The 22,910-nt window shown below is 67.0% G+C and carries 18 protein-coding genes; 11 read left to right on the top strand and 7 right to left on the bottom strand.

Annotated elements, in window-relative coordinates:
- Window positions 1-50: 50 nt before the first annotated feature.
- Entirely contained in the window at window positions 51-1,328 is a 1,278-nt protein-coding gene (locus tag ACQE3M_RS07340; RefSeq protein WP_430504945.1) for a hypothetical protein, read from the top strand.
- A gap of 39 nt (window positions 1,329-1,367) precedes the next feature.
- Here ACQE3M_RS07340 and ACQE3M_RS07335 read toward each other — a convergent pair whose 3' ends face one another.
- A complete protein-coding gene (locus tag ACQE3M_RS07335; RefSeq protein WP_430504944.1) occupies window positions 1,368-1,778 on the bottom strand; it encodes a Rieske (2Fe-2S) protein in 411 nt (136 codons plus the stop codon).
- A 119-nt stretch (window positions 1,779-1,897) separates the two neighbouring features.
- Between ACQE3M_RS07335 and ileS the strand changes: the two genes are divergently transcribed.
- The 6 genes from ileS to ACQE3M_RS07305 all read left to right on the top strand — a co-directional run bounded on the left by ileS (window position 1,898) and on the right by ACQE3M_RS07305 (window position 10,448).
- Window positions 1,898-5,035 carry an isoleucine--tRNA ligase gene (ileS, locus tag ACQE3M_RS07330; protein WP_430504943.1) on the top strand — a complete coding sequence of 1,046 codons (3,138 nt, stop codon included), beginning with the start codon at window positions 1,898-1,900 and terminating at the stop codon, window positions 5,033-5,035.
- A gap of 192 nt (window positions 5,036-5,227) precedes the next feature.
- Window positions 5,228-5,698 (top strand): GNAT family N-acetyltransferase, encoded by a 471-nt coding sequence (locus ACQE3M_RS07325; protein WP_430504942.1) that lies wholly within the window; start codon window positions 5,228-5,230, stop codon window positions 5,696-5,698.
- A 168-nt stretch (window positions 5,699-5,866) separates the two neighbouring features.
- Window positions 5,867-6,289 (top strand): CBS domain-containing protein, encoded by a 423-nt coding sequence (locus ACQE3M_RS07320; RefSeq protein ID WP_430504941.1) that lies wholly within the window; start codon window positions 5,867-5,869, stop codon window positions 6,287-6,289.
- Window positions 6,290-6,895: 606 nt separating this feature from the next.
- Window positions 6,896-7,669 (top strand): IclR family transcriptional regulator, encoded by a 774-nt coding sequence (locus tag ACQE3M_RS07315; protein WP_430504940.1) that lies wholly within the window; start codon window positions 6,896-6,898, stop codon window positions 7,667-7,669.
- A gap of 102 nt (window positions 7,670-7,771) precedes the next feature.
- Complete coding sequence (locus ACQE3M_RS07310) at window positions 7,772-9,076, top strand: MFS transporter (protein ID WP_430504939.1); 1,305 nt, start codon at window positions 7,772-7,774, stop codon at window positions 9,074-9,076.
- Window positions 9,077-9,164: 88 nt separating this feature from the next.
- Window positions 9,165-10,448 (top strand): CaiB/BaiF CoA transferase family protein, encoded by a 1,284-nt coding sequence (locus ACQE3M_RS07305; protein ID WP_430504938.1) that lies wholly within the window; start codon window positions 9,165-9,167, stop codon window positions 10,446-10,448.
- A gap of 817 nt (window positions 10,449-11,265) precedes the next feature.
- Here ACQE3M_RS07305 and ACQE3M_RS07300 read toward each other — a convergent pair.
- Window positions 11,266-12,249, bottom strand: coding sequence for an NADPH:quinone reductase (locus tag ACQE3M_RS07300; RefSeq protein WP_430504937.1), 984 nt, complete (start codon window positions 12,247-12,249; stop codon window positions 11,266-11,268).
- Window positions 12,250-12,453: 204 nt separating this feature from the next.
- On the opposite strand from ACQE3M_RS07300, the gene ACQE3M_RS07295 reads away from it, so the two are divergent.
- The 3 genes from ACQE3M_RS07295 (at window position 12,454) to ACQE3M_RS07285 (ending at window position 16,129) form a co-directional block, all read left to right on the top strand.
- Window positions 12,454-13,563: a TAXI family TRAP transporter solute-binding subunit gene (locus tag ACQE3M_RS07295; RefSeq protein ID WP_430504936.1), complete on the top strand. Its 1,110-nt coding sequence runs from the start codon at window positions 12,454-12,456 to the stop codon at window positions 13,561-13,563.
- Window positions 13,564-13,623: 60 nt separating this feature from the next.
- The gene (locus ACQE3M_RS07290; RefSeq protein ID WP_430504935.1) at window positions 13,624-15,651 is read left to right on the top strand and encodes a TRAP transporter permease; all 2,028 of its coding nucleotides are present in this window, start codon (window positions 13,624-13,626) and stop codon (window positions 15,649-15,651) included.
- A 64-nt stretch (window positions 15,652-15,715) separates the two neighbouring features.
- Window positions 15,716-16,129: a cupin domain-containing protein gene (locus ACQE3M_RS07285; protein ID WP_430504934.1), complete on the top strand. Its 414-nt coding sequence runs from the start codon at window positions 15,716-15,718 to the stop codon at window positions 16,127-16,129.
- Window positions 16,130-16,287: 158 nt separating this feature from the next.
- Here ACQE3M_RS07285 and ACQE3M_RS07280 read toward each other — a convergent pair whose 3' ends face one another.
- Window positions 16,288-16,617 carry a Zn-ribbon domain-containing OB-fold protein gene (locus tag ACQE3M_RS07280; protein ID WP_430504933.1) on the bottom strand — a complete coding sequence of 110 codons (330 nt, stop codon included), beginning with the start codon at window positions 16,615-16,617 and terminating at the stop codon, window positions 16,288-16,290.
- On the bottom strand, window positions 16,614-17,771 hold the full coding sequence (locus ACQE3M_RS07275; protein WP_430504932.1) for a thiolase C-terminal domain-containing protein: 1,158 nt from the start codon (window positions 17,769-17,771) through the stop codon (window positions 16,614-16,616). Before ACQE3M_RS07275 ends, ACQE3M_RS07280 begins: the two co-directional genes overlap by 4 nt.
- Before the next feature lie 211 nt (window positions 17,772-17,982).
- Here ACQE3M_RS07275 and ACQE3M_RS07270 point away from each other — a divergent pair, with 211 nt between their 5' ends.
- Window positions 17,983-18,414 (top strand): universal stress protein, encoded by a 432-nt coding sequence (locus tag ACQE3M_RS07270; RefSeq protein ID WP_430504931.1) that lies wholly within the window; start codon window positions 17,983-17,985, stop codon window positions 18,412-18,414.
- A 498-nt stretch (window positions 18,415-18,912) separates the two neighbouring features.
- Here the strand turns inward: ACQE3M_RS07270 and ACQE3M_RS07265 are convergent, their stop codons facing one another.
- The 3 genes from ACQE3M_RS07265 to ACQE3M_RS07255 are packed head-to-tail and all read right to left on the bottom strand — an operon-like array spanning window position 18,913 to window position 22,808.
- Window positions 18,913-21,486, bottom strand: coding sequence for a heavy metal translocating P-type ATPase (locus ACQE3M_RS07265; RefSeq protein WP_430504930.1), 2,574 nt, complete (start codon window positions 21,484-21,486; stop codon window positions 18,913-18,915).
- Complete coding sequence (locus ACQE3M_RS07260) at window positions 21,487-22,377, bottom strand: sulfite exporter TauE/SafE family protein (RefSeq protein WP_430504929.1); 891 nt, start codon at window positions 22,375-22,377, stop codon at window positions 21,487-21,489.
- Between the two features lie 2 nt (window positions 22,378-22,379).
- Window positions 22,380-22,808, bottom strand: a complete 429-nt coding sequence (locus ACQE3M_RS07255) for a cupredoxin domain-containing protein (protein WP_430504928.1) — start codon at window positions 22,806-22,808, stop codon at window positions 22,380-22,382.
- Window positions 22,809-22,910 lie beyond the last annotated feature (102 nt).

The following is a 22,910-nucleotide window of genomic DNA, read 5'->3' as shown; positions in this document are numbered from 1 at the left end:
GTCGGAGCCGGCTGCGCACGTTGTTATTCCTGGTACTCGTCGTCGGGGTCGTGTTCAGCATGCTGCACGGGTCGATCGCGTTCGAGACCGCGGTCGTCGAGCGGCAGAACCACGTCGACGTCGTGAGCAACGAGAACGGGGTCCTCTCACTGAGCGTCTCCAGCAACGTGCACATCGGAACCACCGAGCTGCTGGCGAACACGACGAACTACCTCGATCAGGAGGTGACCGTGACGCTGACGGTCACCGGTGCGGCGACTGACTACGGCAACCTCTCGCTGTCCGGGACCGACGTCGGCGACTCCACGTCCTACAGCCTGCTCAACGGCGAGAGCACGGAGGTCGACTTCGACACGGACTGTGACACGTCGATCGTCGGCGAGAACGTCACGTTCGACGTCAGCGTCGAGGGGACAGGGGTTTCCGGGACGATCAGCTCGGCGGTCCCGATCGAAGATGCGGCCTGTGGCACCGACGGGATCAGGGGCGTCGTCTACGCAGGCTCGAGCAGCCGGGAACTCCACACCGCTCGGAACGGGTCGAAGACGAGCTACGGTCCCCAGGACATCCAGGTCACCGGGCCGCAGACGAAGGACCTCGACGGCGACGGCGAGCTCGAAATCCCGTACGTCAACGACAGCACGTACGTCTACGCCATCGACAGGTCGAAGGGGGTCACCGTCCTGTTTAACGCGAGCAAGCACTCGGGGATCTCCAACGTTGCCACCGACAAGTCCCGGATGGCCGTCGGAACCTGGAACAACAGCGCGATCTCCGTGTTTTTCACCAACAAGAACCAGGAACACATCTACCGGGCGGACACCAGCAGCGCGGAGCGGGTGATCTCGCCGCCGAACAGCGTGCGTGCCGTGGCCGCCATCTTCGACATCGACGAGGATGGGGCGGACGAACTGCTGTTCGTCGACGGGAGTCAACAGCTCCGCTACGTGGAGGAGGACGGGTCGACCATCGTGGAGATCCAGAACGGCGGCGTGGGGGAGAACAACGGACTCGGGGTCGGTTCGCCGGCCGATTTCGACGGGAACGGAACGCCGCGCGTCGCGTACATCGATTCGAGCGGCTACCTCTCGCTCATCACCGCCGATGGGACCAAGACAATACTGACCGAAGGCGGTTCCAAGATACAGGCCGACAAGGCTCCGGTCGCGGCGTTCGACTGGGACGGCGACGGCGAGACCGAGATCGTCTACGTCACTGGCTCGAAGCTCTACCTCGCCGACGATGTCGGCGACGGAACCGCCTCGACCTCGCGGATCCTCGTCGACGGGTCGGAGATCGGCGTCCGGGTCGAGCCGGGGACCGCTTGATCCGGGCAGCCCGGACCTATTTAAAAGGCTCCGACCGAGTTAGAAGCGGAGGTGCGAGGTCGAGGACGGCCCCTCGTCGTCTTCGATGCCGCCCTCGTGGAGGTACTCGTACTCGGCGTCCGCGAGGTAGATTTCCCCGTCGTCGACGTCGACTTCGACGGACGGGAGCGTTGTGTCGGCCGCTTTTCCGTTGTCACAGTGGCCGGAGCAGGTGTCGAACAGCGACCCGTGTTTCGGACAGATGAGCTCGCCGTCGCGGATCGGCGCGCCGCGGCCGGTGTCGAACCGCTGGGCCTCGTGCGTGCACTGGTTCACCCAGGCCTCGACGCCGTCCTCGCAGGGGACGAGCAGCACTTCTTCCTCGGCGTCGAATCGGTCGCGGACGGTGAACAGCCAGGAGCCGGCGTCGTGGACGGTCTCGACGGTCGTGAGTCGGGTGTCACGGGGCATCTTTCGGGGGGTGAGCCAACGATTCTGCAGCGGCCCCCTTGTAGATTGCCCGAGCGACTGGGGCGACGCGGCGACTGCAACTCCGCCGTATTCAAATACGCGGCGGGATACCCTCGGGTATGGAGCAGGTAGACGACCAGTATACGCCCGAGAACGTGGAGTCGACGGTCGAGGGCTACTGGGACGAACACGACGCGTACGAGGCGACGAAGGAGGCCCACGCGGACGACCCGCCCTTCTTCTTCGTCGACGGCCCGCCGTACACGTCGGGGCAGATGCACCTCGGCACGGCGTGGAACAAGACGCTGAAGGACGCCGTCATCCGGTACAAGCGCATGACCGGCCACCGGGTCACGGACCGGCCGGGCTACGACATGCACGGGCTCCCCATCGAGGTCAAAGTCGAGGAGGAGCTCGGCTTCGAGTCCAAGCAGGACATCGAGGATTACGGGATGGAGGCGTTCATCGAGGAGTGCAAGGAGTTCGCCGAGACCAACCGCGTCGCGATGGACGAGGACTTCAAGTCCATCGGGACGTGGATGGACTGGGACGACCCGTACAAGACCATCGACCCGGAGTACATGGAGTCGGCCTGGTGGGCCTTCTCGCAGGTCGCCGAGCGCGGCCTCGTCGAGCAGGGCAAGCGGTCGATCTCGCAGTGCCCCCGGTGTGAGACGGGCCTCGCGAACAATGAGGTCGAGTACGAGGACGTCGAGGACCCCTCCATCTACGTGAAGTTCCCCCTCGCGGACCGCGAGGGCAGCCTCGTCATCTGGACGACGACGCCGTGGACCATCCCCGCGAACACGTTCGTCGCTGTCGACGACGAGCTCACGTACAATGCCGTCCGCGCGGAGCGGGACGGCGAGGAGGAGGTCCTCTACGTCGCCGAGCAGTGCGTCGAGGACGTGCTGAAGGAGGGCCGCTACGACGACTACGAGGTCGAGGCCGAGCTGACCGGCGAGGAGCTCGTCGGCTGGGCGTACGACCACCCCCTCGCGGACCACGTCGACGAGTACCCCGACTTCGAGGGCGCCGGCCAGGTGTACACGGCCGATTACGTCGAGGCCGACCGCACTGGCCTCGTCCACTCCGCACCCGGGCACGGTGAGGAGGACTTCCACCGCGGGGAGGAACTGGGGCTCGACATCTACTGTCCGGTCGGCCCGGGCGGCGAGTTCGACAACCGCGCCGGCGAGTACGCCGGCCGGTTCGTCCGCGACGCCAACGAGGACATCATCGCTGACCTGGTCGCCGAGGGCCACATGCTCGCGCACGACACGGTGTACCACTCGTACGGTCACTGCTGGCGCTGTGACACCGGGATCATCCAGATCGTCACCGATCAGTGGTTCATCTCGATCACGGACATCAAAGACGAGCTCCTCGAGAACATGGAGGAGTCGGAGTGGCACCCGCAGTGGGCTCGCGACCAGCGCTTCCGCGACTTCATCGAAGACGCGCCGGACTGGAACGTCTCCCGGCAGCGCTACTGGGGCATCCCGATCCCGATCTGGGTCCCCGAGGACGCCGACGAGGGCAACCTCGACGAGGAGATGATCGTCGTCTCGACGCGCGAGGAACTGGCCGAGCGCGTCGAGGAGGACGTCGACCCCGAGGCGATCGACCTCCACCGACCGAGCGTCGACGACCTGACGATCGTCGAGGACGGGACCACCTACGAGCGCATCGAGGACGTCTTCGACGTCTGGCTCGACTCCTCCGTCGCCACCTGGGGCACGCTCGGCTACCCCGGCGACGAGGACGCCCACGACGAACTCTGGCCCGCGGACCTCATCATCGAGGCGCACGACCAGACGCGCGGCTGGTTCTGGTCCCAGCTCGGGATGGGCACCGCCGCCGTCGGCCAGATCCCGTACGACGAGGTGCTCATGCACGGCTTCGCCAACGACAGCGACGGCCGCAAGATGTCGAAGTCCGTCGGCAACATCGTCACGCCGGAGGAGGCCATCGACCGCGCTGGCCGTGACCCCCTTCGCACGTACCTTCTCTCGCACGACCAGCAGGGCGACGACCTCGCGTTCGAGTGGGACGGCCTCGGCGAGATCCAGGGCAAGCTGAACATCTTCTGGAACGTGTTCCGCTTCCCGCTGCCGTACATGGACCTCGACGACTACGACCCGGCCGACGCCTCCCTTGAGGACGGCGAGCTGGAGGTCGTCGACGAGTGGATCCTCTCGCGGCTCCAGTCGGTCAAGGCCGACGTGGCGGAGTACTGGGAGGACTACTACGTCAGCGACGTCGTCAACGAGCTGATCGAGTTCATCACCCAGGACGTCTCCCGGTTCTACGTGAAGGCGATCCGCGAGCGCATGTGGGAGGATGCCGACTCGGCCTCCAAACGTGGCGCCTACGCGACGCTGTCGACGGTGCTCGACGAGGTGCTCCGCATGTTCGCGCCGTTCGCGCCGTACATGACCGAGCGGATGTACCAGACGCTCGACGGCACCGCGGAGACGGTCCACGCGCTGGAGTACCCCGAATACGACGCCGACCTGCACGACGAGTCGCTCGAGCACGACGTCGCGGTCCTGCGGGACGTCGAGGAGGCCGCAGCCAACGCGCGCCAGCAGGCCGGTCGGAAGCTCCGCTGGCCCGTTCCACGCGTCGTCGTCGAGACGCAGGACGCGGCCGTTGCGGACGCCGTCCGCAACCTCGAGGACCTCATCCTCGACCGCGTCAACGCGCGTCGCCTGGAAGTCACCGAGGGCTTCGAGGAGCTCGTCGAACACGCCGAGCCGCAGATGGCCGAAATCGGCCCAGCGTTCGGCGGCGAGGCCCAGAAGGTGATGGACGCCGTGCAGGGCGCGACGCGCCAGGCAGTCGAGAACGACGAGGTGCTCGTCGACGGCGAGCCCGTCGAACTCACCGATGAGATGGTCGAGTTCGTCGCCGAACCGCCCGAACACGTCACGGGCGTCGAGTTCGAGGACGGCGCCGTCTACGTCGACACGTCACTGACGCCCGAGCTCGAGGCCGAGGGCTACGCCCGCGACGTGATCCGCCGCGTCCAGGAGATGCGCAAGGACCTCGACCTCGACGTGGACGCCCGCATCAACCTGGGCGTCGACGCCGACGACGCGCGGGTCGCCGAGTTCGTCGACCAGCACCGCGAGCTGATCGCCGACGAGACCCGGACCGACGAGTGGCTCGACAGCCCCGAGGCGGCCGACGACCTCGTCGAGGAATGGGAGATCGAGGGCGAAACGGTCTCCATCGGCGTCGAGCGCGCCTAACCACGACACCTCGCACGACCCGTCGCCGGCGCGGGTCCGTTCCCCCCGGTGATTTCCCCTACCGAGCCGTCGCTTCCGTTTTCGCCGAACAGGCCAATATCTGCCGCGTTATTCACTGACATCAGCGTCCGGCCGTGATCGGTTGCGCGGTGCGAAAGATATTCCCCGGTGTCTCTCCTCTCGTCGTATACAATGCGAGTCCGACCGGCGCGCCCGGCTGACGCCGAGGCGCTACGGGCGGCGGTCTCCCGCGCGGGCGAGGCTACCGTTTTCGACGATATCGGCGCACCGTTACTGGACGTCTCGGAGGTCGGCGTCCGCGAGGCCGCCGCGTCCGCGGACTGTTGTTTCCTCGTCGAGGAGGACGGGCAACCGATGGGTCTGGCGCTCGCGCATCCGGACGAGGACGGAAAGGCGGCCGAACTCCTCGCTCTCTGGGTGCATCCGGAGCGAGCGGGCGAGGACGTCGCAAAGCGGCTTCTCAAACGCCTCGCGGCCCACCTCGCGGAGGAGGACGTCGACGTCATCAGGACGTGCACGCCGGTGGACCAGCCGAGCGCCCGGGAGTTCTTCCGGTCCCACGGGTTCCACCAACAACGAACCCAGTCGAGCCACGGCGGCGAGGAGATCGTCTTTACCGCACCCGTCGAGGCCTTTTTATAGGTCACCGTTTCAGGAGGGGGGCGCCGACGTCGAGTCGGAACACCGAATACCAGCCGGTTACCGCCGTCTCCGGCAGGATCCATCTCGACCGTCGGGCGTACCGTTGGCCCAAAATGTCAAGCAGGTTGGAGGCGAGCCATTACGTGGAGCCTCGCGCTCTACCCAACCATGACAGTATCCGACCTGATGCGGGAGGACGTCGTAACGGCACGCCCGGACGAATCGGTTGGCGACGTGGCCAAGCGGATGGAGAAAGAAAACGTCGGTAGCGTCGTCATCGAACGGAACGGGAGACCGGAGGGGATCGTCACCGACCGCGACCTCACGACCCGGGTCCTCGCGAACGGGGGGACCGCAGACGGGTGGTCGGCGGAAGACGCGATGACGCGGGAACTGCGGACGGTGAGGACGGACACGGGCGTCATGGAACTGTGTAACGAACTCGGCGACGCCTGCGTCCGTCGAATGCCGGTCGTCGACGACGACGGCAACCTCGCGGGGATCGTCACCCACGACGACCTGAACACGCTCCTCGCGGACGAGCAACGGGAGCTCGCCCAGGTCATCCAGGCGGAATCGCCCGCCTACTGACCCGTTCCGTATTTTTGGTCCTGATTCAGGGCTGTAGTGGCAGACCCAGCGACACGCATCGCGTAGACGGGTTCCGGTCGTTCGGGGTGGAAGGTGTCCCCGTTTCTTGGAGATGTATCGAGTGCCGACTAACTCTCTCTTACATATCATACATATAGGATACTCAAATTCTATAGTAGTATATGCGCTTCTGGATCTGGGGAAACAATATACTTCTAGATCTATTATTCTGCTCCGAATAACCGTGTAAATGCTGGAAATATTGTGTTTATCAACTTTTATATTGTGGTGTCAACTCGAAACAAATACCTCAGTCAACAGAAGCTTATAAAATAACTGTATTATCACGAGTTCTCTCAGCTTCTAGATGGTTTTATAATCGCTACCCCGATCACGGAGGTGCTCCCGATCGAGGTCAGCAAAGATAACCATTACATTCCTACTGTTGTAATCATAGTAAGTACCTCCCGCGCTCTCATATCCCACATTCTCGGACAGAGGGAGGATAATTCGAATTCGACCACACGGCAATTCGCGATACTCGCCGAGGATCGCGGGAATATCCGAGAACGCGGGATTGAAGTCCTTTCGGCTGAGAGAATCGGTATGAGCAAGGACATCAAATCGGTAGCGAAAACGTCGGAGACGACGTTCGAGGTCGTCGACGCCCTCCGCGACCTCGACGGCGGAACGATCGAGGAGATATCCGAATATCTCGGGTTTGCGGAGAGCACGGTTCATCGACATCTGGCCACGTTACGGAAACACGAGTACGCCGTGCGCGACGGCGAGGAGTACCACGTCGCGCTCGGCTTCCTCACGGTCGGGGAGCACGCCCGGCGACGAACCACCGCGTACCCGATGATCAAGGAGAAGGTGGACACGCTCGCGACCGAAACCGGGGAACGAGCGCAGTTTATCGTCGAGGAGCACGGCCAGCGCGTCTACCTGTACACGAACGTCGGCGAGAGCGCGGTCCAGACCGGGGCGACAACCGGGAAGCGGGGCGAACTCTACACCAGCGCGGCCGGCAAGGCGATCCTCGCGGACCTCGACGGCGATCGCGTCGACGAGATCCTCGAGGAACGCGGGCTCACCACGTCCGGCCCGAACGCGGTCAGCTCACGGGCGGAGCTGGACGAGGAGCTAGCCCGCATTCGGGACCGTGGCTACGCGTTCAACCGCCAGGAGACGACGGAGGGGGTTCACGCGGTCGGCGCGGCCGTGACCGACGCGAACGACGAGGTCGTCGGCGCGCTGAGCGTCGCCGGTCCCGCGAACCGGGTCAAGGGCGAGCGCTTCACCGACACGCTGCCGGAGCGGATCCTCGGCGCGACCAACGAGCTCGAGCTCCACATCGCCCACTCCGTCCAGGGCTGACCGCCGGCGATAGCGCGGCGTCGGAAACGCTCGATTCGGGAATCGGCCTTCTAATCCGGTACTCGGTGTCTTTTTCACGGGGCGACGTCGTATCTCGACTCGATGGAAGCCAACGACCGCGGGCTGGTGCGGTTCACGGCCCTGGCCCACGCGCTCTTTCACACCTACGAGCTGTCCATCCCGCTGTTCGTCGGCCTCTGGATGGCGGAGTTCGGCGTGTCGGCGGCGGTCATCGGCCTCGTCGTCGGCGCGGGTTACGGACTCGTCGGCATCGGCGCGCTCCCCAGCGGCATCCTGGCGGACAGGCTCGAGTCGCGCCGGCTGATCCTCCTGTCGGTCGTCGGGATGGGCGCCTCGTTCCTGCTCGTCAGCCTCGCTCGGGGCGTCGTTACGCTCGGCGTGGCCGTCGTCGTCTGGGGCGCCTTCGCGAGCCTCTATCACCCTTGCGGGCTCTCGCTGATCAGCCGGTCGGCGGAGGAACGGGGGACGGTCTTCGCCTACCACGGTGCCGGCGGCAACGTCGGCACCGCCGCGGGCCCGCTCGTGACCGCGCTGCTCCTGCTCGCTGTCGAGTGGCGAGTTGCGGTCGCCCTCCTGGCGCTGCCCGCGTTCGTCGCCGCGTTCGTCGGGTCCCGGATCCAGTTCGAATCGGTGGCCGCGGCGGGCGTCGGTGAAGAGGTCGGTAAGGAGGTCGGCGAGGAGGTAGGAGAGGCGATCGGCGAGGAGGTCGGTGAAGGGGTCGACGAGAACTCCGACACCTCCTCGGAGGGATCCGCGGGAACGCTCCGCGACGACCTGCGCCGGACTGCTGCCGACACTCGCTCGCTGTTCGGGCTCGGGTTCTCCGTGGCGTTCGTCGCCGTCCTGCTATACGGGACGTACTACCGGGGGCTGTTGACGTTCCTCCCGGACGTGCTCGCGGGGTCGACGGCGCTCGCACCGATCGACGTCCTGGGCCGCGAGGTCAACCCGTCCCAGCACGTTTACTCGGCGCTCCTCGCGGTGGGCATCGGCGGGCAGTACGCCGGTGGGCGGTTGACGGATCGGCTCCCGAGCACGACCGCCTTCACCGGGTCGCTCGGCGTGCTCGTTGCGCTCGCACTGCTGTTTCCGGTCGCCTCGTCGGTCGGGGTCGTCCCGCTCGTCGCCGTCAGCCTCGCGCTCGGCTTCTTCGTCTACGGCACGGCACCCATTTATCAGGTCGTCATCGCGGAGCAGGCGGCCGACGACGTCCACGGGCTCTCCTACGGCTACACGTACCTCGCGATGTTCGGCATCGGGGCGCTCGGGGCGTCGATGGCGGGCGCCGTACTCACCTACGCGACGAGCTCGACGCTGTTCGTCGCGCTCGCGGCGATCGCCGCGGCCGGCGTCGGCTGCGCGCTCCTGCTCCGGCGGCTCGCCTGACCGGGGACGGACTCTCGACCTGGCGCGGCGACCGGCAACGTATCGCGGTCACCAGTAGATTTATTTCCAATACTACGAACGGATGCGTATGATTCGCAATGAGCGGGACGACCAGCGACTGTTAGAAGAGATCACCGTCGTCGACCTCACGACGTTCGTCACAGGTGGGTTCGCGACGACGATGCTCGCCAACCAGGGCGCGGAGGTCATCAAGGTGGAGCGACCCGGCGTCGGCGACGACAGCCGGTACTCGGGGCCGCCGTTCGTCGACGTCGAGGATTACGAGGGCCCCGGCCGCTCCGCGGCGGAGCAGGGCGAGTCCCCGTACTTCTGGACGGTCAACTACGGGAAGCGGAGCATCGAACTGAACCTCAAGGCGGAGGAGGGGCTCGAGGCGCTCTACGACCTCATCAGCGAGGCCGACGTCGTCGTCGAGAACTTCCGGCCCGGCACTGCCGAGCGCCTCGACGTCGATTACGAGAGCGTGCAGGAGTACAACGACGACGTCGTCTACTGCTCGATCTCCGCGTTCGGCGAGACTGGTCCCTGGAGCGACCGCCCCGGGTACGACCTCCTCGTGCAGGGGATGAGCGGGATCATGAGCGTGACGGGGCACCCGGACAAGCCGCCGGCGAAGGTCGGGCTCCCCCAGACGGACCTCATCACCGCGATGTGGGCCGCCTTCGGCATCGTCAACGCCCTGTACCACCGCGAGCGCACGGGCGAGGGCGAGCGCGTGGAGCTCGGCATGCTCGACTCCGCCATCCCGTGGCTCACGAAGCAGGCGGGCAAGTCGTTTGTCGGCGAGGAGCCCGAGCGGATGGGAACGAAGGACCCCGTGCTCGCGCCGTACCAGACGTACCCGACGAAGGACGGCCACCTCAACGTCGCCTGCGGCAACCAGAAGCTCTGGGAGGGGTTCTGCGACGCCATCGGCCGCTCGGACCTCAAGGACGACGAGCGCTTCGAGAGCAACGCCGACCGCGTGAACCACATGGACGAGCTCGAGGCCGAGCTCTCCGAGGTTCTGCAGCAGCGGACGACCGACGAGTGGGTCGAGGAGCTGGCCGAGGAGAAGGGCCTCCCCGTCGGCCCCGTGTTCGACGTCGACGAGGCGCTCAACAACGAGCAGGTCGAGGCCCGCGGCGTCGTCCAGCACGTCGAGCACCCCGCAGCCGGCGAGATCCCCGTCCTCGAGCACCCGCTCAACTACGACGAGGCGTCCTCCGGCTTCGAGGACGCTCCGCCCCTGCTCGGCGAGGACACCGTCGACATCCTCCGCGCGCTGAACTACGACGAGGACCGCATCGCTCGCATGCAGGAGGAAGGCGTCATCCCGTCGACCGAGGGCGTCTCCGCTGACGCTGATTAAGAGAACACGGTAACCACGGCGCGAACTGTTCGTCTTCTCCGGTCGAGCGATCCTTTGGCTGGCGAGGTCACTGGACATCCCCCAGCGTGGTGCGGTGGCGCTTATAAACAAATCCGGCTGTCGCCGCCTGCGACACCACTCAGCCTGCCCAGAAAGCCCCAGCCGCTGAGCGGTCGCGCTGCTCGCTGTCCGCCTCGCCAGCTCACTCGAGTTGCTCGTTCGCTGGCTGCTGTGCTTGCGTCGCAGGGCGTCCCGCGCAGCGGCTGCCCCTTTCAGTCCCACCCACCGAGTGGTTGACGGGTGTCGCTTGCGGCCGCTGGCGGGCGGTCGCGGCGCGGCCGTGGTCGGCGCGCGCGAGTAACGCGTGCGAGGGAGGCCGGGGCGCGCCGCGCGGTGCTGGACCGGCGCGCCCCGGCCGAGGCTGGGGAGGACTGAGGAATTGCGGTTGCCGTGCGAGGCTGTCGCGGTTGCTGTTGCGGTGCTGTCCTGGCGGACTGAAAGGGCGATGGCCGGTCGCGCCGAAGGGGAGTCGCTCCGCCGGCCCCTATCCGCGGCGGGCGGTGCTGAGAGCCGCGGATATGTCGCGGAGCGACCGCGAGCGGCCGAGGGCTTTCCGGGCGTTTGCGGTGCTGTCAAGAGCGAGACCGTATCACCTGGCGACTATGCTTATAAATACGGCCGAGGAATTACCGGGAATTCACGTCGCTGTCGGGAACCACACCTGACGCCTGGGCCGACCTATTTAAAAATTATTCAAAACCCTCAACACACTGTCGTTGACCATCGTCCGATGACAACCGAAACACGAAATCGCGCCCTACTTACTCGGGTCGATGACGATCTTCCCGAGCGTCCCGGAGGACATCAGCTCCCGGTGAGCCGCCGGCAGCTCGTCGAGGCCGAACACCTCGTCGATCTCGACGGTGAAGCGGCCGTCGGCCAGTCGTTCGCCGACGCGTTCGAGGATCGGGACCTGGTCGTCCGGCGAGGCCATCAGGGACATAAAGCGGAGGTCGGCGTCCGCCTGCTTGGCCGTCATCGAGACGCCGGCGTCGATCTCGATCGGGTTCTCCTCGCCGATGACGACGATGCGGCCGCCGCGCGCGAGGACGTCGAGGTTCGCCGCGAGGTGAAGGTCCGCGTGGGGCTCGAAGACGACGTCGACCCCGCGGCCGTTCGTGGCGGCTTCGAGGTCGTCCGCGAGGTCGTCGGATCGGTAGTCGACGACGGCCTCAGCACCGTACTCGCGCGCGAGGTCGGCCGCCTCGCCCTCGCGGGCGGTTCCGACGACGAACGCGCCGGCGGCCTTCGCGACCTGCACAGCAGCGTGCCCGACGCCGCCGGACGCGCCGTGGACGAGGGCGACGTCGCCGAGCTCAAGGTCGCCGCGGGTGACGAGCGCCCGCCAGGCCGTCGCGAACGCCATCGCCCCGGCGGCGGCGTCGCGGAACTCGACGCCTTCCGGGAGCGACGCGAGCTGAGACTCGGGGGCGACCGTGTACTCGGCGTACGTGCCCGGCGAGAAGAGGCCGAGCCCGGTCGCGAACACGCGGTCGCCGGGTTCGAACCTGGTCACCTCGTCGCCGACCGCTTCGACGACGCCCGCGAGGTCGGACCCGCCGACGTGTGGGAGTCCGCTCGGCGGGGAGACGTTGCCTCCGCGAATGTAGGTGTCGATGGGGTTGACGCTCGCCGCCTCGATCCGGACGAGCGCCTGGTCCGGCGCCGGCGTCGGCTGCTCGACGTCCTCGAGGGTCAGTACGCTCTCGTCGCCGTGTTCGTGATATTGAACCGCACGCATACAGTCACGTTCGGGGAACCAATATAAAGCGTTCCGGTCGTGACAGTGCTGGAAGCGACAGCCCGCTGTCAGACCTCATCCTTCGACGCCGGATGATCGTAGATAAACAACACGAACGACCAGGTGGGTAAAGATTTAACTAACCTTCTCACAATGTGCGCAATAGACGGTCAGCGAGTGAGAAACGCTGGCACGACTCAGACTATGTCAGACAAGCACGACAGCAACAGGCGGACATTTATCAAGGGCGCAGCGACAGCAGGTATCCTCGGCGTTGCCGGGTGTCTCGACCAGACCGCCGGTGGCGGCGGTGGCGACGGTGGAGGCGGCGACGGTGGCGGGACGGGAACGGAATCGCAGAACGCCGAGCAGTGGACGCTCGGGACCTCGTCGCAGGGCTCGTCCTCGTTCCGTATCGGCTCGACCTGGACCAGCTACGCTAACCAGAACGACCTCCTCGACTCGGTCGACGTCGAGGCCGTGATTACGGAAGGAACCAGTGCGTCCTACCGCCGGTTCGACGCCGGTCAGTACGAGATGAGCGGGACGACGACCCAGCTGCTTGAGGACTCGCCCGACGAGGGTGCGTACGCCGACCAGCCGCTCGAGAACTTCGACTCCATCCGGCAGGTCCGTGGGTACATGGGCTTCTACAACTTCGGCCTCTACAACGCGGACAAGGTGAGCGGCTGGGACGACCTCGAAGGCAAGTCAGTCGCCATCTCCTCCGCCGGCTCCGGTACGCGCCCGCCGGTCGAATGGCTGGTCGATCAGGAGATCGGTCTCGACAACATCGACAACCGGTACATGGCGTTCGCCGACATCCCGAGCGCGCTCCGGTCCGGCCAGGTCGACGCGGCGTTCACCTGGACGGTAAACCAGGACATCGCGCAGGGCTGGTTCCAGGAGATCGACGCGACGGTGAACTGGAAGCCGCTCCAGTTCTCGGACTCGACGAAGCAGGCGCTCTCGGACGACCTCTCGTACTCGACGTACGTCCAGCTCGACGAGGAGACGGTCTCGAGCTTCTCGGAGAACTACAGCGGCCCGATCGACTCGTTCACGCTGACGTACCTGTACGCCGTCAAGGCCAGCGCCAGCAACGACGTCGTCTACGACATCGCGAAGTTCACGCACGAACACGGCGAGGACCTCGTCGAGGAGGACGAGGTTATGGGCTTCTTCCCGGACGCGGACGCGTTCCTGGGAACGCTCCACCCCGACGTGCCGATCCACCAGGGCGCCTACGAGTACTACAAGGAGGCCGGCCTCTGGGAGGAGTACGACCTGACCGCACCGCCGGAAGCCAACTGAGACGACTGCAGTCGTCCCGAACTTTCATTTGGAACCACCGCCGTTGTTTTCTTAGAATAGATGGGAACCGACAACACACCCGACGAGGCGAGTACCCGGACGCTCGAGGACATCGAGCAGACGATCGACGAGAAGTTCCGGGATCACTATGACGAATCGTTGTTGACCAAGGGACCGATCGACGTCCTGATCTACGCGATCGCTATCGTGTTCTTCGCGTACCACATGTGGTTCGCGTACACGTTCGCCATTCCGGCCTCCCGCCACGGGATCATCCACCTCGCGATGGTGCTCGTCCTGTGGGGGCTGTTCCGGATGGTGGATGCGGACCGCTCGACGATCCGGGGCAAGGTCGAGACGGTGGGCTACGGACTGTACAGCATCGTCTCCGTCGTCCCGCTGTACGTGATTCAGGCGAACTACGACATGATAGTCCAGGCTGCCGGGATCTACCCTGACAGGTTCGTCTACCTCGGCGCCCTCGTGATCGGTCTGGTGCTGTTCGCCCTGCTTCACATCTCAAAGCTCATCAGCGCCATCGCCGCGTCGGGACTCGTGTACTCCTACTTCGGGCCGATGATGCCGGGGATCCTCCAGCATCGCGGCCTGACGCCGCTGCGGATCATCACGATGAACACCGTGGAAATGCAGGGGCTCTTCGGCGCGCTCCTGCAGATCTCGGCCACCTGGGTCGTCATCTTCCTCATTCTCGCCGGACTCATGGAGAAGTACGGCGGGATGGCGACGTTCATCAAGGGGATGACCCGGATCGCGGCCAAGCGGAAACACATCGAGATCGGCCAGGTCGCCGTCGCCGCCAGCATGTTCATGGGGTCGATCAACGGATCGACCGCCGCGAACACCGCGACGACGGGCGCGTTCACGATCCCCCTGATGAAGGAGAACGGCTACCGGGCCAAGATCGCGGCGTCCATCGAGGCGGTCGCCTCCTGTGGCGGTCAGGTCCTGCCGCCGATCATGGGCGCGGGCGCGTTCCTCATGGCCGAACTCATCGAGCCGAACTACTCGGACATCGTCGTCGGCGCCGTCGCCCCCGCCGTCCTGTTCTTCCTCACGGTCGCCGTCTCGATCTCGCTCGCCACCTCGAACTCGGTGTCGACGACGATCACGGTGAACGAGGAGGGTCGCAGCTCGGTGCGTCGGCTGTTCGACGTCTTCCGGCACTACGAGTACATCGGCATGTTCGTCGTCCTGCTGTACTACCTCGTCGTCGTCGGCGCGGACCCGATGTTCGCCGGCTTCATCGCGATCGGACTCCTGATGATCCTTCGGCTGTTCCGGGTCGGCACCGACGTCGTCCGGACGGACGAAGCGGCCGGCCCCGCCGGTCGGCAGTACCTCCGCGAGACGGTGGAGGGCCTTCGCCGCGGCGCCGAGGCCACCATCGACATCACGATCCTGCTGGCCAGCCTCGGGATCGTCATCCGCGCGCTCACCGTGACCGGGTTCGCCCAGCAGCTCTCGTCGTTCCTGGTGACGATCGCGGCCGGCCGCATGGTCGTCATGCTGCTGCTCGCGATGATCGCCGCTATCGCGTTCGGCATGGGCATGTCGACGACGGCGGCGTACATGATCGTCGCCGTGCTGGTCGCCCCGTCGCTGGTGCAGATCGGCATCCCGGAGTTCACGGCGCACATGTTCGTGTTCTACTTCGCGATCGTGTCGAACATCACGCCGCCGATCGCGCTGTCGGTGATCATCGGGCAGGGCATAGCCGGGTCGAAGTTCTGGGAGACCGCGTTGGAGTCGCTCAAGCTCGGCTTCCCGATGTTCCTGCTCCCGTTCGCGTTCATGTACAATCAGGCATTGTTGTACCCGAGCCTGATGACGTTCGTCTCGTTCCTGCTCGTGTTCAGCGGGTTCGTCGCGTTCAGCGTCGCCTTCACGGGCCGCATCAGCGAGACGGTGTCCGCCCCGGCCCGGGTCGGCTTCTTCGCGCTCGGAGCGGGCGCGGTGTTCGCCCCGATGGTCGTCGTTCAGGCGGTTCTGGCCGTCGTCATCGCTCTCAGCATCGTCTACCTCGGGGACTTCGCCACCGTTCGATTCCCCCGGCTCTCGCGTAGCTAACTCACTCGGAGGTCTCTTTTGCGGCTCCGCGTACCTTTATGCGACACCGAGCGTACGTTCGGGTATGTCCGACGGCTGGACCCACGTCCGACCCCGCGAGACGAGTAGCCGCGACGACAAGCCCGGCGAGCGGTTCGAACTCGCCGACGAACTCGGCATCGATCTGTTCAACCTCAACGTCGCGACCCTGGAACCGGGCGAGCGCCTCTCACAGAACCACTTCCACTACCACGAGAATCAGGAGGAGCTCGTCTACGTCGCGGCCGGCCGCTGTCGCGTCGAGGTCGACGACGACCGCTTCGTCGCGGAGCCGGACGACGTCGTCCGCTTCGACGCCGGGCGGGAAGGGGCCCACCTCATCCACAACCCCTTCGACGAGCCAGTCCGGCTCCTCGCCCTCGGCTGGCCGCCGGAAGGGCGAAAGCCAGTAAGACAGGTAAAAAGCATCGACGAACTGCTCGCCGAGCGCGAAGAATAGCTTCGGAAGCACTCTCCTCGACCGCCGCGAGACGCCACTTTCCTGCGTCCGCAACGGCGACCCATTTCCCGCGTCCACAACGGCGACCCATTTCCCGCGTCCACAACGGCGACCCATTTCCCGCGTCCACAACGGCGACGGACCCCTACTCCGTCCTGCTACTCGACGACCAGCCGCGGCCCGACGATCGGTCCGTCCTCGGCCTGCCGGAGGTCGTGGTCACCGTCCAGCCGCACGCCGTCGCCGACGTCGACCGCGGCCGGATCGTCGAGCTGCGCCACGACGTTCGCGTCGCCGTCGAAGGCGGCGATCCCGAGCGCGTTCGGTTCGCGGACGCCGTCCGGCGTCACCTCGACGGTAGTGACGGCGAGCAGCTCACCCGTCCCGGGGTCGACTTCCTCGAACGCGTCCGAGCCGCAGTCGAGGCACCGGCGTTTGTCGTAGAAGCTCCGGCGGCCGCAGACCGAGCACTCCAGCGCCCGGCTCATTGACCCGCCTCCAGGATCGTGCAGATGCTGTTGTTGCCGAAGCCGGCGACGTTGACGGCGATGCCGGTGGTGGGGTCGTCGACCTGGCGCTCGGCCGGCGCGTCGCCGCGGAGCTGCCAGACGAGCTCGACGACCTGCGAGACGCCGGTGGCGCCGAGTGGGTGGCCTCGCGCCTTGAGGCCACCCCCGGGATTGGTCGGAAGCGAGCCGTCGATTTCGGTCTCCCCGTCGCGCGTGAGCTTCCAGGCCTCACCGCGAGGGGCGAGCCCGAGCTCCTCGGTCTCCAGCCATTCGAGGATCGAGAACGCGTCGTGGATGCAGGCGACGTCGACGGCGTCGGGCGTCACGTCGGCGGCGTCGTAGGCGGCGGCTCCCGCTTCGCGGACGCACTCGATCTCGAGGGGATCCGGGCGGTCAGCGACCGCGTGCGTGCCGACGGCCCCCTCACAGGCCGCGATTTCAACGCTGCCCGAGGCACCGGACAGGTCGCCGCCGTCGGCCGCGAGGCCGTCGAACTCCTCGCTGGTGATCACGACGGCCGCGGCGCCGTCCCCCGTCGGACAGCAGTCGTAAAGCCGGAGCGGGCTCGCGACGGTCGGGGAGTCGAGCACGTCGTCGACGTCGATCCGCTTCCGGAACTGCGCGTACTCGTTCGTGGCCGCGTTGGCGTGGTTCTTCACGGCGACCCGTGCGAGGTCCTCGCGGGTCGCGTCGTGCTCCCGCAGATAGCGGTCGGCTGCCAGGCCGCCGAAGGAGGGGAGCGTGATCCCCTGGGCGTACTCGTCCTCGTGGGTGATCCGGCTGATGACCTCCGTGGCTGTGGCCGTGTCCGCGGTCGACATCTTCTCGCCGCCGACGACGAGCGCGACGTCGGCGCGTCCTGCCCGGACGGCGTCGACGGCGTCGAGGAACGCGCTGGCGCCGCTGGCGCTCGTGTTCTCGATCCGGTGCGCGCTGGCGCCGGTCGTGCCGAGGCTCCCGGCGAGCGCGTTGGCGAGGCCGGAGCGTTCGACGAACGCCTCCGCGGCCATGTTGCCGACGTGGACGGAGTCGATGGCGCCGGTCAGGAGGCCGGCGTCGTCGAGCGCGCGTTCGGCTGCCGTTTCCAGTAGTTCGAGGAGCGAGCGGTCGTCCGCCGAGCTGAACTCGGTCATACCGACGCCGGGAATCCGCTCCCCGGCGCTGGCTGGAGATGCCTCTGGCTGCTCCCCACGGTAGTGGGTCGTCATCGTACGGTACGCACTTGCAACCAACGTGGTATAACGGTGACGTTGACTCACATGGTTCGCCGGCGGTGTCGGCGGCGGACGGCTCCCGTTGCGACGGTGAGTAGGGTTAAGTCCATGCGTGGACAGATACAGCGTGATGCAGACGATACTGGTGCCGATCAGTGAGAACGCGGAGCGAGCCAGCCGGATCGAGGAAGCGGTCAAGCGCGTGCCGTTCGACCGCGAGAACGTGCGGGCGGTCGTCCTCAACGTGTTCGAGGAGTTCGAGGTCGAGAGCACGCAGTGGAGCGACGTGAGCTCCGCGGACTTCTACGACGAGGAGTTCCCGGAGGTCCCGGCCGAGGCGGCCGCCAATCTCGAGGACGCCGGCTTCACCGTCGACGTCCGCCGTGAGCACGGTGACCCCTCGGAGGTCATCCTCGACGTCGCCGACGAGCTCGACGCCGACTCGATCGTGATGGCCGGCCGCGAGCGCAGCCCGGTGGGCAAGGCCCTGTTCGGCAGTACGATCCAGGCGGTCATCCTCGATGCGGACGCCCCCGTCGTCGTCGGCACGTCCGCGGACTGAAGCCGGACCGCGCCGCCCAGCGACGGCAGTACGCACGAGCGACGCTCGACTCGTCGGTCGTCCCATAGCCGAGCATCCGAACGCCTTCCCTCACAAGCTACTTTTTCTTATAATACTGTAGATCTGGTACTTGTGCCTGGTGCTGTTTAGCTCTCGATCACGGCACCCGCTTATAATATACTTATAAGTACGCTACGCTGTCTCCTCGATCATATAAAAAGGCACTCCGGGATCGACCCTCGAGATCTGAGGGTGAACAATGTTGCTGAGAAATCCTTCCTCAGGCATTTAGCTCGGGTATCAGCCCATGTTCGGGGATATATATCCGGGAAAACGACCAAACGCCGTTACCTATCAGTTCAAGCACTTTTAAGAGGACTAAACAGATTTCGTATCAAAGTCGACTCCGTCGATTCACTCTCCGAGACGGCCGACACGCTCGCGACTCTCGGGAGCTGAGAGGCGAAGAAGCAGTTCACCGGCCGTCCGCCTTCCCGGTTACGACGACAGCAGGTCGCGCGAGGAGTTCGTGACGACGAGCAGGCTGCTCGTGCCCATCGCGACCGCGGCGAACAGTGGGTTCAACAGCCCGAGGACGGCGAGCGGGATCGCCACGGCGTTGTAGCAGAACGCCCAGCCGATGTTCTGCTTGACGCGGGTGCCGGCGGCGGACGCGAGGTCGAAGACGGTACCGACGGAAGCGAGGTCGTCGTCGACGATGGCGACGTCGGCCGCGTCGGCGGCCATCGCCGTCCCGCCGCCGAGCGCGATCCCGAGGTCGGCCGTCGCGAGCGCGGGGGCGTCGTTGGTGCCGTCGCCGACCATGACCGTGTCACCGGTCTCGGACAGCCGGGAGACGGTTTCGGCCTTCCCCTCCGGTGGCACGCCGGCGAAGACGCGCGCGATGGCCGGGTGGTCCCGGAAGGTCGCGGCCGCGCGCTCCTCGTCGCCCGTGAGGACGACGACCTCGATCCCGCGGTCGGTGAGCGATTCGAGCGTCGCCTCCCAGCCGTCGCGGAGCTCGTCGCCGACCACGACGAGGCCCTCGGCCGCGCCGTTGCGGCCGATGATGACGGGCACGCGACCCAGGTCGCGTGCGTCCTCGGCGCGCTCAGCGATCTCCGCGGGGAGGTCCCAGCCCCGGTCGCGGAAGAGGTCCGGATGCCCCACGAGCAGCTCCGCGCCGTCGACGACCCCCGAGACGCCCTTGCGGTGGCTCTCGAACGCGGAGACGTCGCCGGCGGCGCGTTGGTCGGCCTCGACTTCGGTTACCTGGCCGCCGTCCGCCACGGAGTCGTCCGACGCGTCGCCAGTCGCGTCGCCGGCGCCGTCGGCCCCTGTCTCACCGGCCATCGCGACCGCCTGGCCCACCGGATGCGAGGACCGCGTTTCGAGCGCCGCCGCGGCCCGCAGCAGGTCGTCGGGGACGTCGGCGTCGACGACGCGCATGTCGCCGGTGGTGAGGGTGCCGGTCTTGTCGAAGACGACGGTGTCGGCGTCGCGGATCCGCTCGAAGACCGTCTCGTCGAAGACGACGATGCTCCGCTCGAGCGCGTCGCGCACGCCGGACGCGACCGCGAGCGGCGTCGCGAGCCCGAGCGCGCACGGGCACGAGACGATGAGGACGGTGAGCCCGACCAGCAGCGCCTCGGTGACGCCCGCGCCGAGCGCGAGATAGGTCGCAGCCGCCGCGACGGCGAGCGCCAGCACGAGCGGGACGAAGACGGTCGCGAGCCGGTCTGCGAGCCCCTGGATGCCGTGATTCGAGCTCTGGAGGTCCCAGACGAGCTCGGAGATGCGGTCGAGGCTGCTCGTCGCGCCCTCGTCGACCGAGACCACCAGCGCGCCGTCGGCGACGACGGAGCCGCCGACGACCGTGTCGCCTTCGGCCTTGTGGACCGGCAGCGACTCGCCGGTGACGACCGCCTCGTCGACGGCGCCCTCGCCGTCGACGACCGTGCCGTCGACCGGGACGCGCTCGCCGTTCTTGACGAGCAGCCGGTCGCCCGCCGAGAGCTCGTCGATCGCGACCGTCTCGTGGCCGTCGTCGACGACGCGGCGCGCCTCGTCCACCTGGACGGCGGTCAGGTCCGAGAGGAGGTCCGTCGCGCGCCGCTTGACGCTCGTCTCGTAGTGGTTCCCGACAGTAACGATGACGATGATGGCGACCGTCACGTCGTAGTAGACGTGGCTCCCGCCGGTGATCACGGTGAGGTTCGAGTAGAGGTAGGCGCTCACCGCCGCGAGCGCGACGAGCAGGTCCATGTTCGGCGACCGCGTGCGGGCGCTCACGTACGCGCCCCGGAGGATCGGCTTGCCGGTGAACAGCAGGATGACCGTGGTCAGCACCGCGAGCAGGATGAAGAAGTACGTCCCGGACGTGCTCGCCATCGCGTCCGCGAGGAACGCGGCCGTCCGGTCGTTGTAGAACAGCCCGTCGAAGTAGGTGGGGTAGATGATGGCGACGTACTGGAGCATGACCATCATGCCCAGGAGCACGCCGACGGCGAGCCGCGCGGTCGCCATGTGGTCGGCCTGCCGCCGCGAGAAGGCGTCGTCGCGCGGGTAGGCGTCGTAGCCGAGCCCCGAGACGGCGTCCCGGAGCTCGTCCTCGACGACGGCGTCCGGGTCGTGGTCGATCCGGACCGTCTCGGTGACGTAGCTCGCGCTCGCGTCGCTCACGCCGTCCTCGGCCGTCGCGACCGACTCGATGAACGCCTCGCAGGTCGCGCAGTGCATCCCCTGCACCTCGAAGAACGTCGCCTCGTGGTCGTCGGGCACGTCGGCTGTCGCTTCCGATCCGGCGTCGGCCCCGGCGTCGGCCTCATCACCGACGCCGACGGGGCCGCCGGCCTCGCCCTCGTCGTGGGCCTCGCGGACGTCGCCCTCGCTGACGCCGTCGACGTCGCCGAGGGCGTCGTAGACGTCCCGACAGCCCGGACAGCAGAACTGGTTGCCGTCGTCGTCGACCACGCCCGTCTCCGCGGCCGGGAGCTCACAGAGAGTACAGGCGTCGTGTGCCGGATCGCTCGTCGACTGTGCCGAATCGTTCGTCGACGGGTCCGTGCTCATTCAGTGCCCACCCCCGGTAGTCAGCGGGTCGTAGAACGGGAACATCGGATGGGGGACGTGGATGCCGAGGCTCATCAGCCCGTGGGCGAGCAGGACGTAGCCGAGCGCGACGAAGACGACGCCCAGCAGTCGGTGGAGCCGCCGGCGGTGGACCGCGTCGACGCTCTCGATGAGGGTGCCGTACGCGAACACCGCCGGGATCGTCCCGAGTCCGAGCGCGCCGAGCGCGACGGCTCCCGAGAGCGCCGACCCCGTGGCGAACGCGTAGAGGTACGCCGGGTAGAGGATCGGACAGGGGAGGAGCCCGTGGACCGCGCCGAGTGCCAGGATCCCCGGACCGCTCGCGAGCCGGTCGACGTGGGTCGTCAGCCAGCCCGCGACGCGGTCGAGCCCCGGCAGGTGGACGCCGCCGGTCGACCCGCCGAGGAGGTACCTGACGCCGACCGCGACGACGGCGAGCCCGATCAGCACGCCGACGACGCCGCGGACGAGGCCCGCGGTCGCGACGAGCCGCTCCGTGCCGACGTAAAAGGCCCCGCCGAGCGCGCCCACCAGCGCGCCGATGGTCGCGTAGCTCGTCGCGCGGCCGACGTTGAACAGGAGGTGCTGCCGGACCTCGTACGTCGAGAGGTGGCTGCGGCGGTCGTCGCCGGCGCGACTCGCGGTGCCGCCTTTGGTCGTCGCCGTCCCCCCGTCCGTCTCCGGGTTCATCCGGCCGGCGTACATCGTCACGAGGGGGCCACACATCCCGATACAGTGCGCGCCGCCGAGCAGGCCGATGAGGAGGAAGAGCGCGACGTCGACGCCGACGAGGTCCGAGAGGGCCGACGGTGCTCCCTGGAGCACGCCGTGCACCGTCGCCGGCGACGGACCGAGGACGGCGCGGTGCATGCTCACTCCTCCACGTAGATGGTGCCGAGCATCCCGGCCTGCTCGTGCGGGATGCAGAAGTAGTCGTACTGCCCCGGTTCCTCGAACGTGACCGAGAACTCGTCGCCGTTCTCGAGGGCGCCGCCCCGGTCGCTCCACCACGCGTCGCGCGCGGCCTGTTCGGACTCGAAGCCGCCGGAGGCGAAGAACTCCGTCCCCTCCGGGAGCGCGGCCTCGTAGGCGGTGACCGTGTGGGTCCTCGCGCTGTTGTTGTGCCAGACGACCGTCTCGCCCGGGCTGACGGTGAACTCGGCCTCGACGAAGGCCTGGGCAGTCATGCCGATGTCGTACGCGGCGGTGTCGCTACCGCTGGCACCGAGACAGCCGGAGAGAAGCGAGACGCCGGCCGTCGCGGCCGCCCCGGCGGACGCGAGGAACCGTCTGCGCTGCATACTCCTGCTCGGGACTGACGGCGTTTATGTATCGCGGTTCCTCTCACGATCTGATAAGGGGTCGTGGACGCGGCCGCGCGGTGCCCGTTCTCGCGACCAACG

Origin of the sequence: Halosubterraneus shenae (genome assembly GCF_050510935.1) — an archaeon.
GTDB lineage: Archaea > Halobacteriota > Halobacteria > Halobacteriales > Haloferacaceae > JBDGPU01.
The sequence above is the reverse complement of the archived record's forward strand: the minus strand, read 5'-3'. Positions and strand labels throughout refer to the sequence as shown.

Bases quoted from the DNA above. Each gene is read 5' to 3' on its own strand.
- ACQE3M_RS07335 (WP_430504944.1), bottom strand. From the start codon at position 1,778: ATGCCCCGTGACACCCGACTCACGACCGTCGAGACCGTCCACGACGCC.
- ileS (WP_430504943.1), top strand. From the start codon at position 1,898: ATGGAGCAGGTAGACGACCAGTATACGCCCGAGAACGTGGAGTCGACG.
- ACQE3M_RS07325 (WP_430504942.1), top strand. From the start codon at position 5,228: ATGCGAGTCCGACCGGCGCGCCCGGCTGACGCCGAGGCGCTACGGGCG.
- ACQE3M_RS07320 (WP_430504941.1), top strand. From the start codon at position 5,867: ATGACAGTATCCGACCTGATGCGGGAGGACGTCGTAACGGCACGCCCG.
- ACQE3M_RS07315 (WP_430504940.1), top strand. From the start codon at position 6,896: ATGAGCAAGGACATCAAATCGGTAGCGAAAACGTCGGAGACGACGTTC.
- ACQE3M_RS07310 (WP_430504939.1), top strand. From the start codon at position 7,772: ATGGAAGCCAACGACCGCGGGCTGGTGCGGTTCACGGCCCTGGCCCAC.
- ACQE3M_RS07305 (WP_430504938.1), top strand. From the start codon at position 9,165: ATGATTCGCAATGAGCGGGACGACCAGCGACTGTTAGAAGAGATCACC.
- ACQE3M_RS07300 (WP_430504937.1), bottom strand. From the start codon at position 12,249: ATGCGTGCGGTTCAATATCACGAACACGGCGACGAGAGCGTACTGACC.
- ACQE3M_RS07295 (WP_430504936.1), top strand. From the start codon at position 12,454: ATGTCAGACAAGCACGACAGCAACAGGCGGACATTTATCAAGGGCGCA.
- ACQE3M_RS07290 (WP_430504935.1), top strand. From the start codon at position 13,624: ATGGGAACCGACAACACACCCGACGAGGCGAGTACCCGGACGCTCGAG.
- ACQE3M_RS07285 (WP_430504934.1), top strand. From the start codon at position 15,716: ATGTCCGACGGCTGGACCCACGTCCGACCCCGCGAGACGAGTAGCCGC.
- ACQE3M_RS07280 (WP_430504933.1), bottom strand. From the start codon at position 16,617: ATGAGCCGGGCGCTGGAGTGCTCGGTCTGCGGCCGCCGGAGCTTCTAC.
- ACQE3M_RS07275 (WP_430504932.1), bottom strand. From the start codon at position 17,771: ATGACCGAGTTCAGCTCGGCGGACGACCGCTCGCTCCTCGAACTACTG.
- ACQE3M_RS07270 (WP_430504931.1), top strand. From the start codon at position 17,983: ATGCAGACGATACTGGTGCCGATCAGTGAGAACGCGGAGCGAGCCAGC.
- ACQE3M_RS07265 (WP_430504930.1), bottom strand. From the start codon at position 21,486: ATGAGCACGGACCCGTCGACGAACGATTCGGCACAGTCGACGAGCGAT.
- ACQE3M_RS07260 (WP_430504929.1), bottom strand. From the start codon at position 22,377: ATGCACCGCGCCGTCCTCGGTCCGTCGCCGGCGACGGTGCACGGCGTG.
- ACQE3M_RS07255 (WP_430504928.1), bottom strand. From the start codon at position 22,808: ATGCAGCGCAGACGGTTCCTCGCGTCCGCCGGGGCGGCCGCGACGGCC.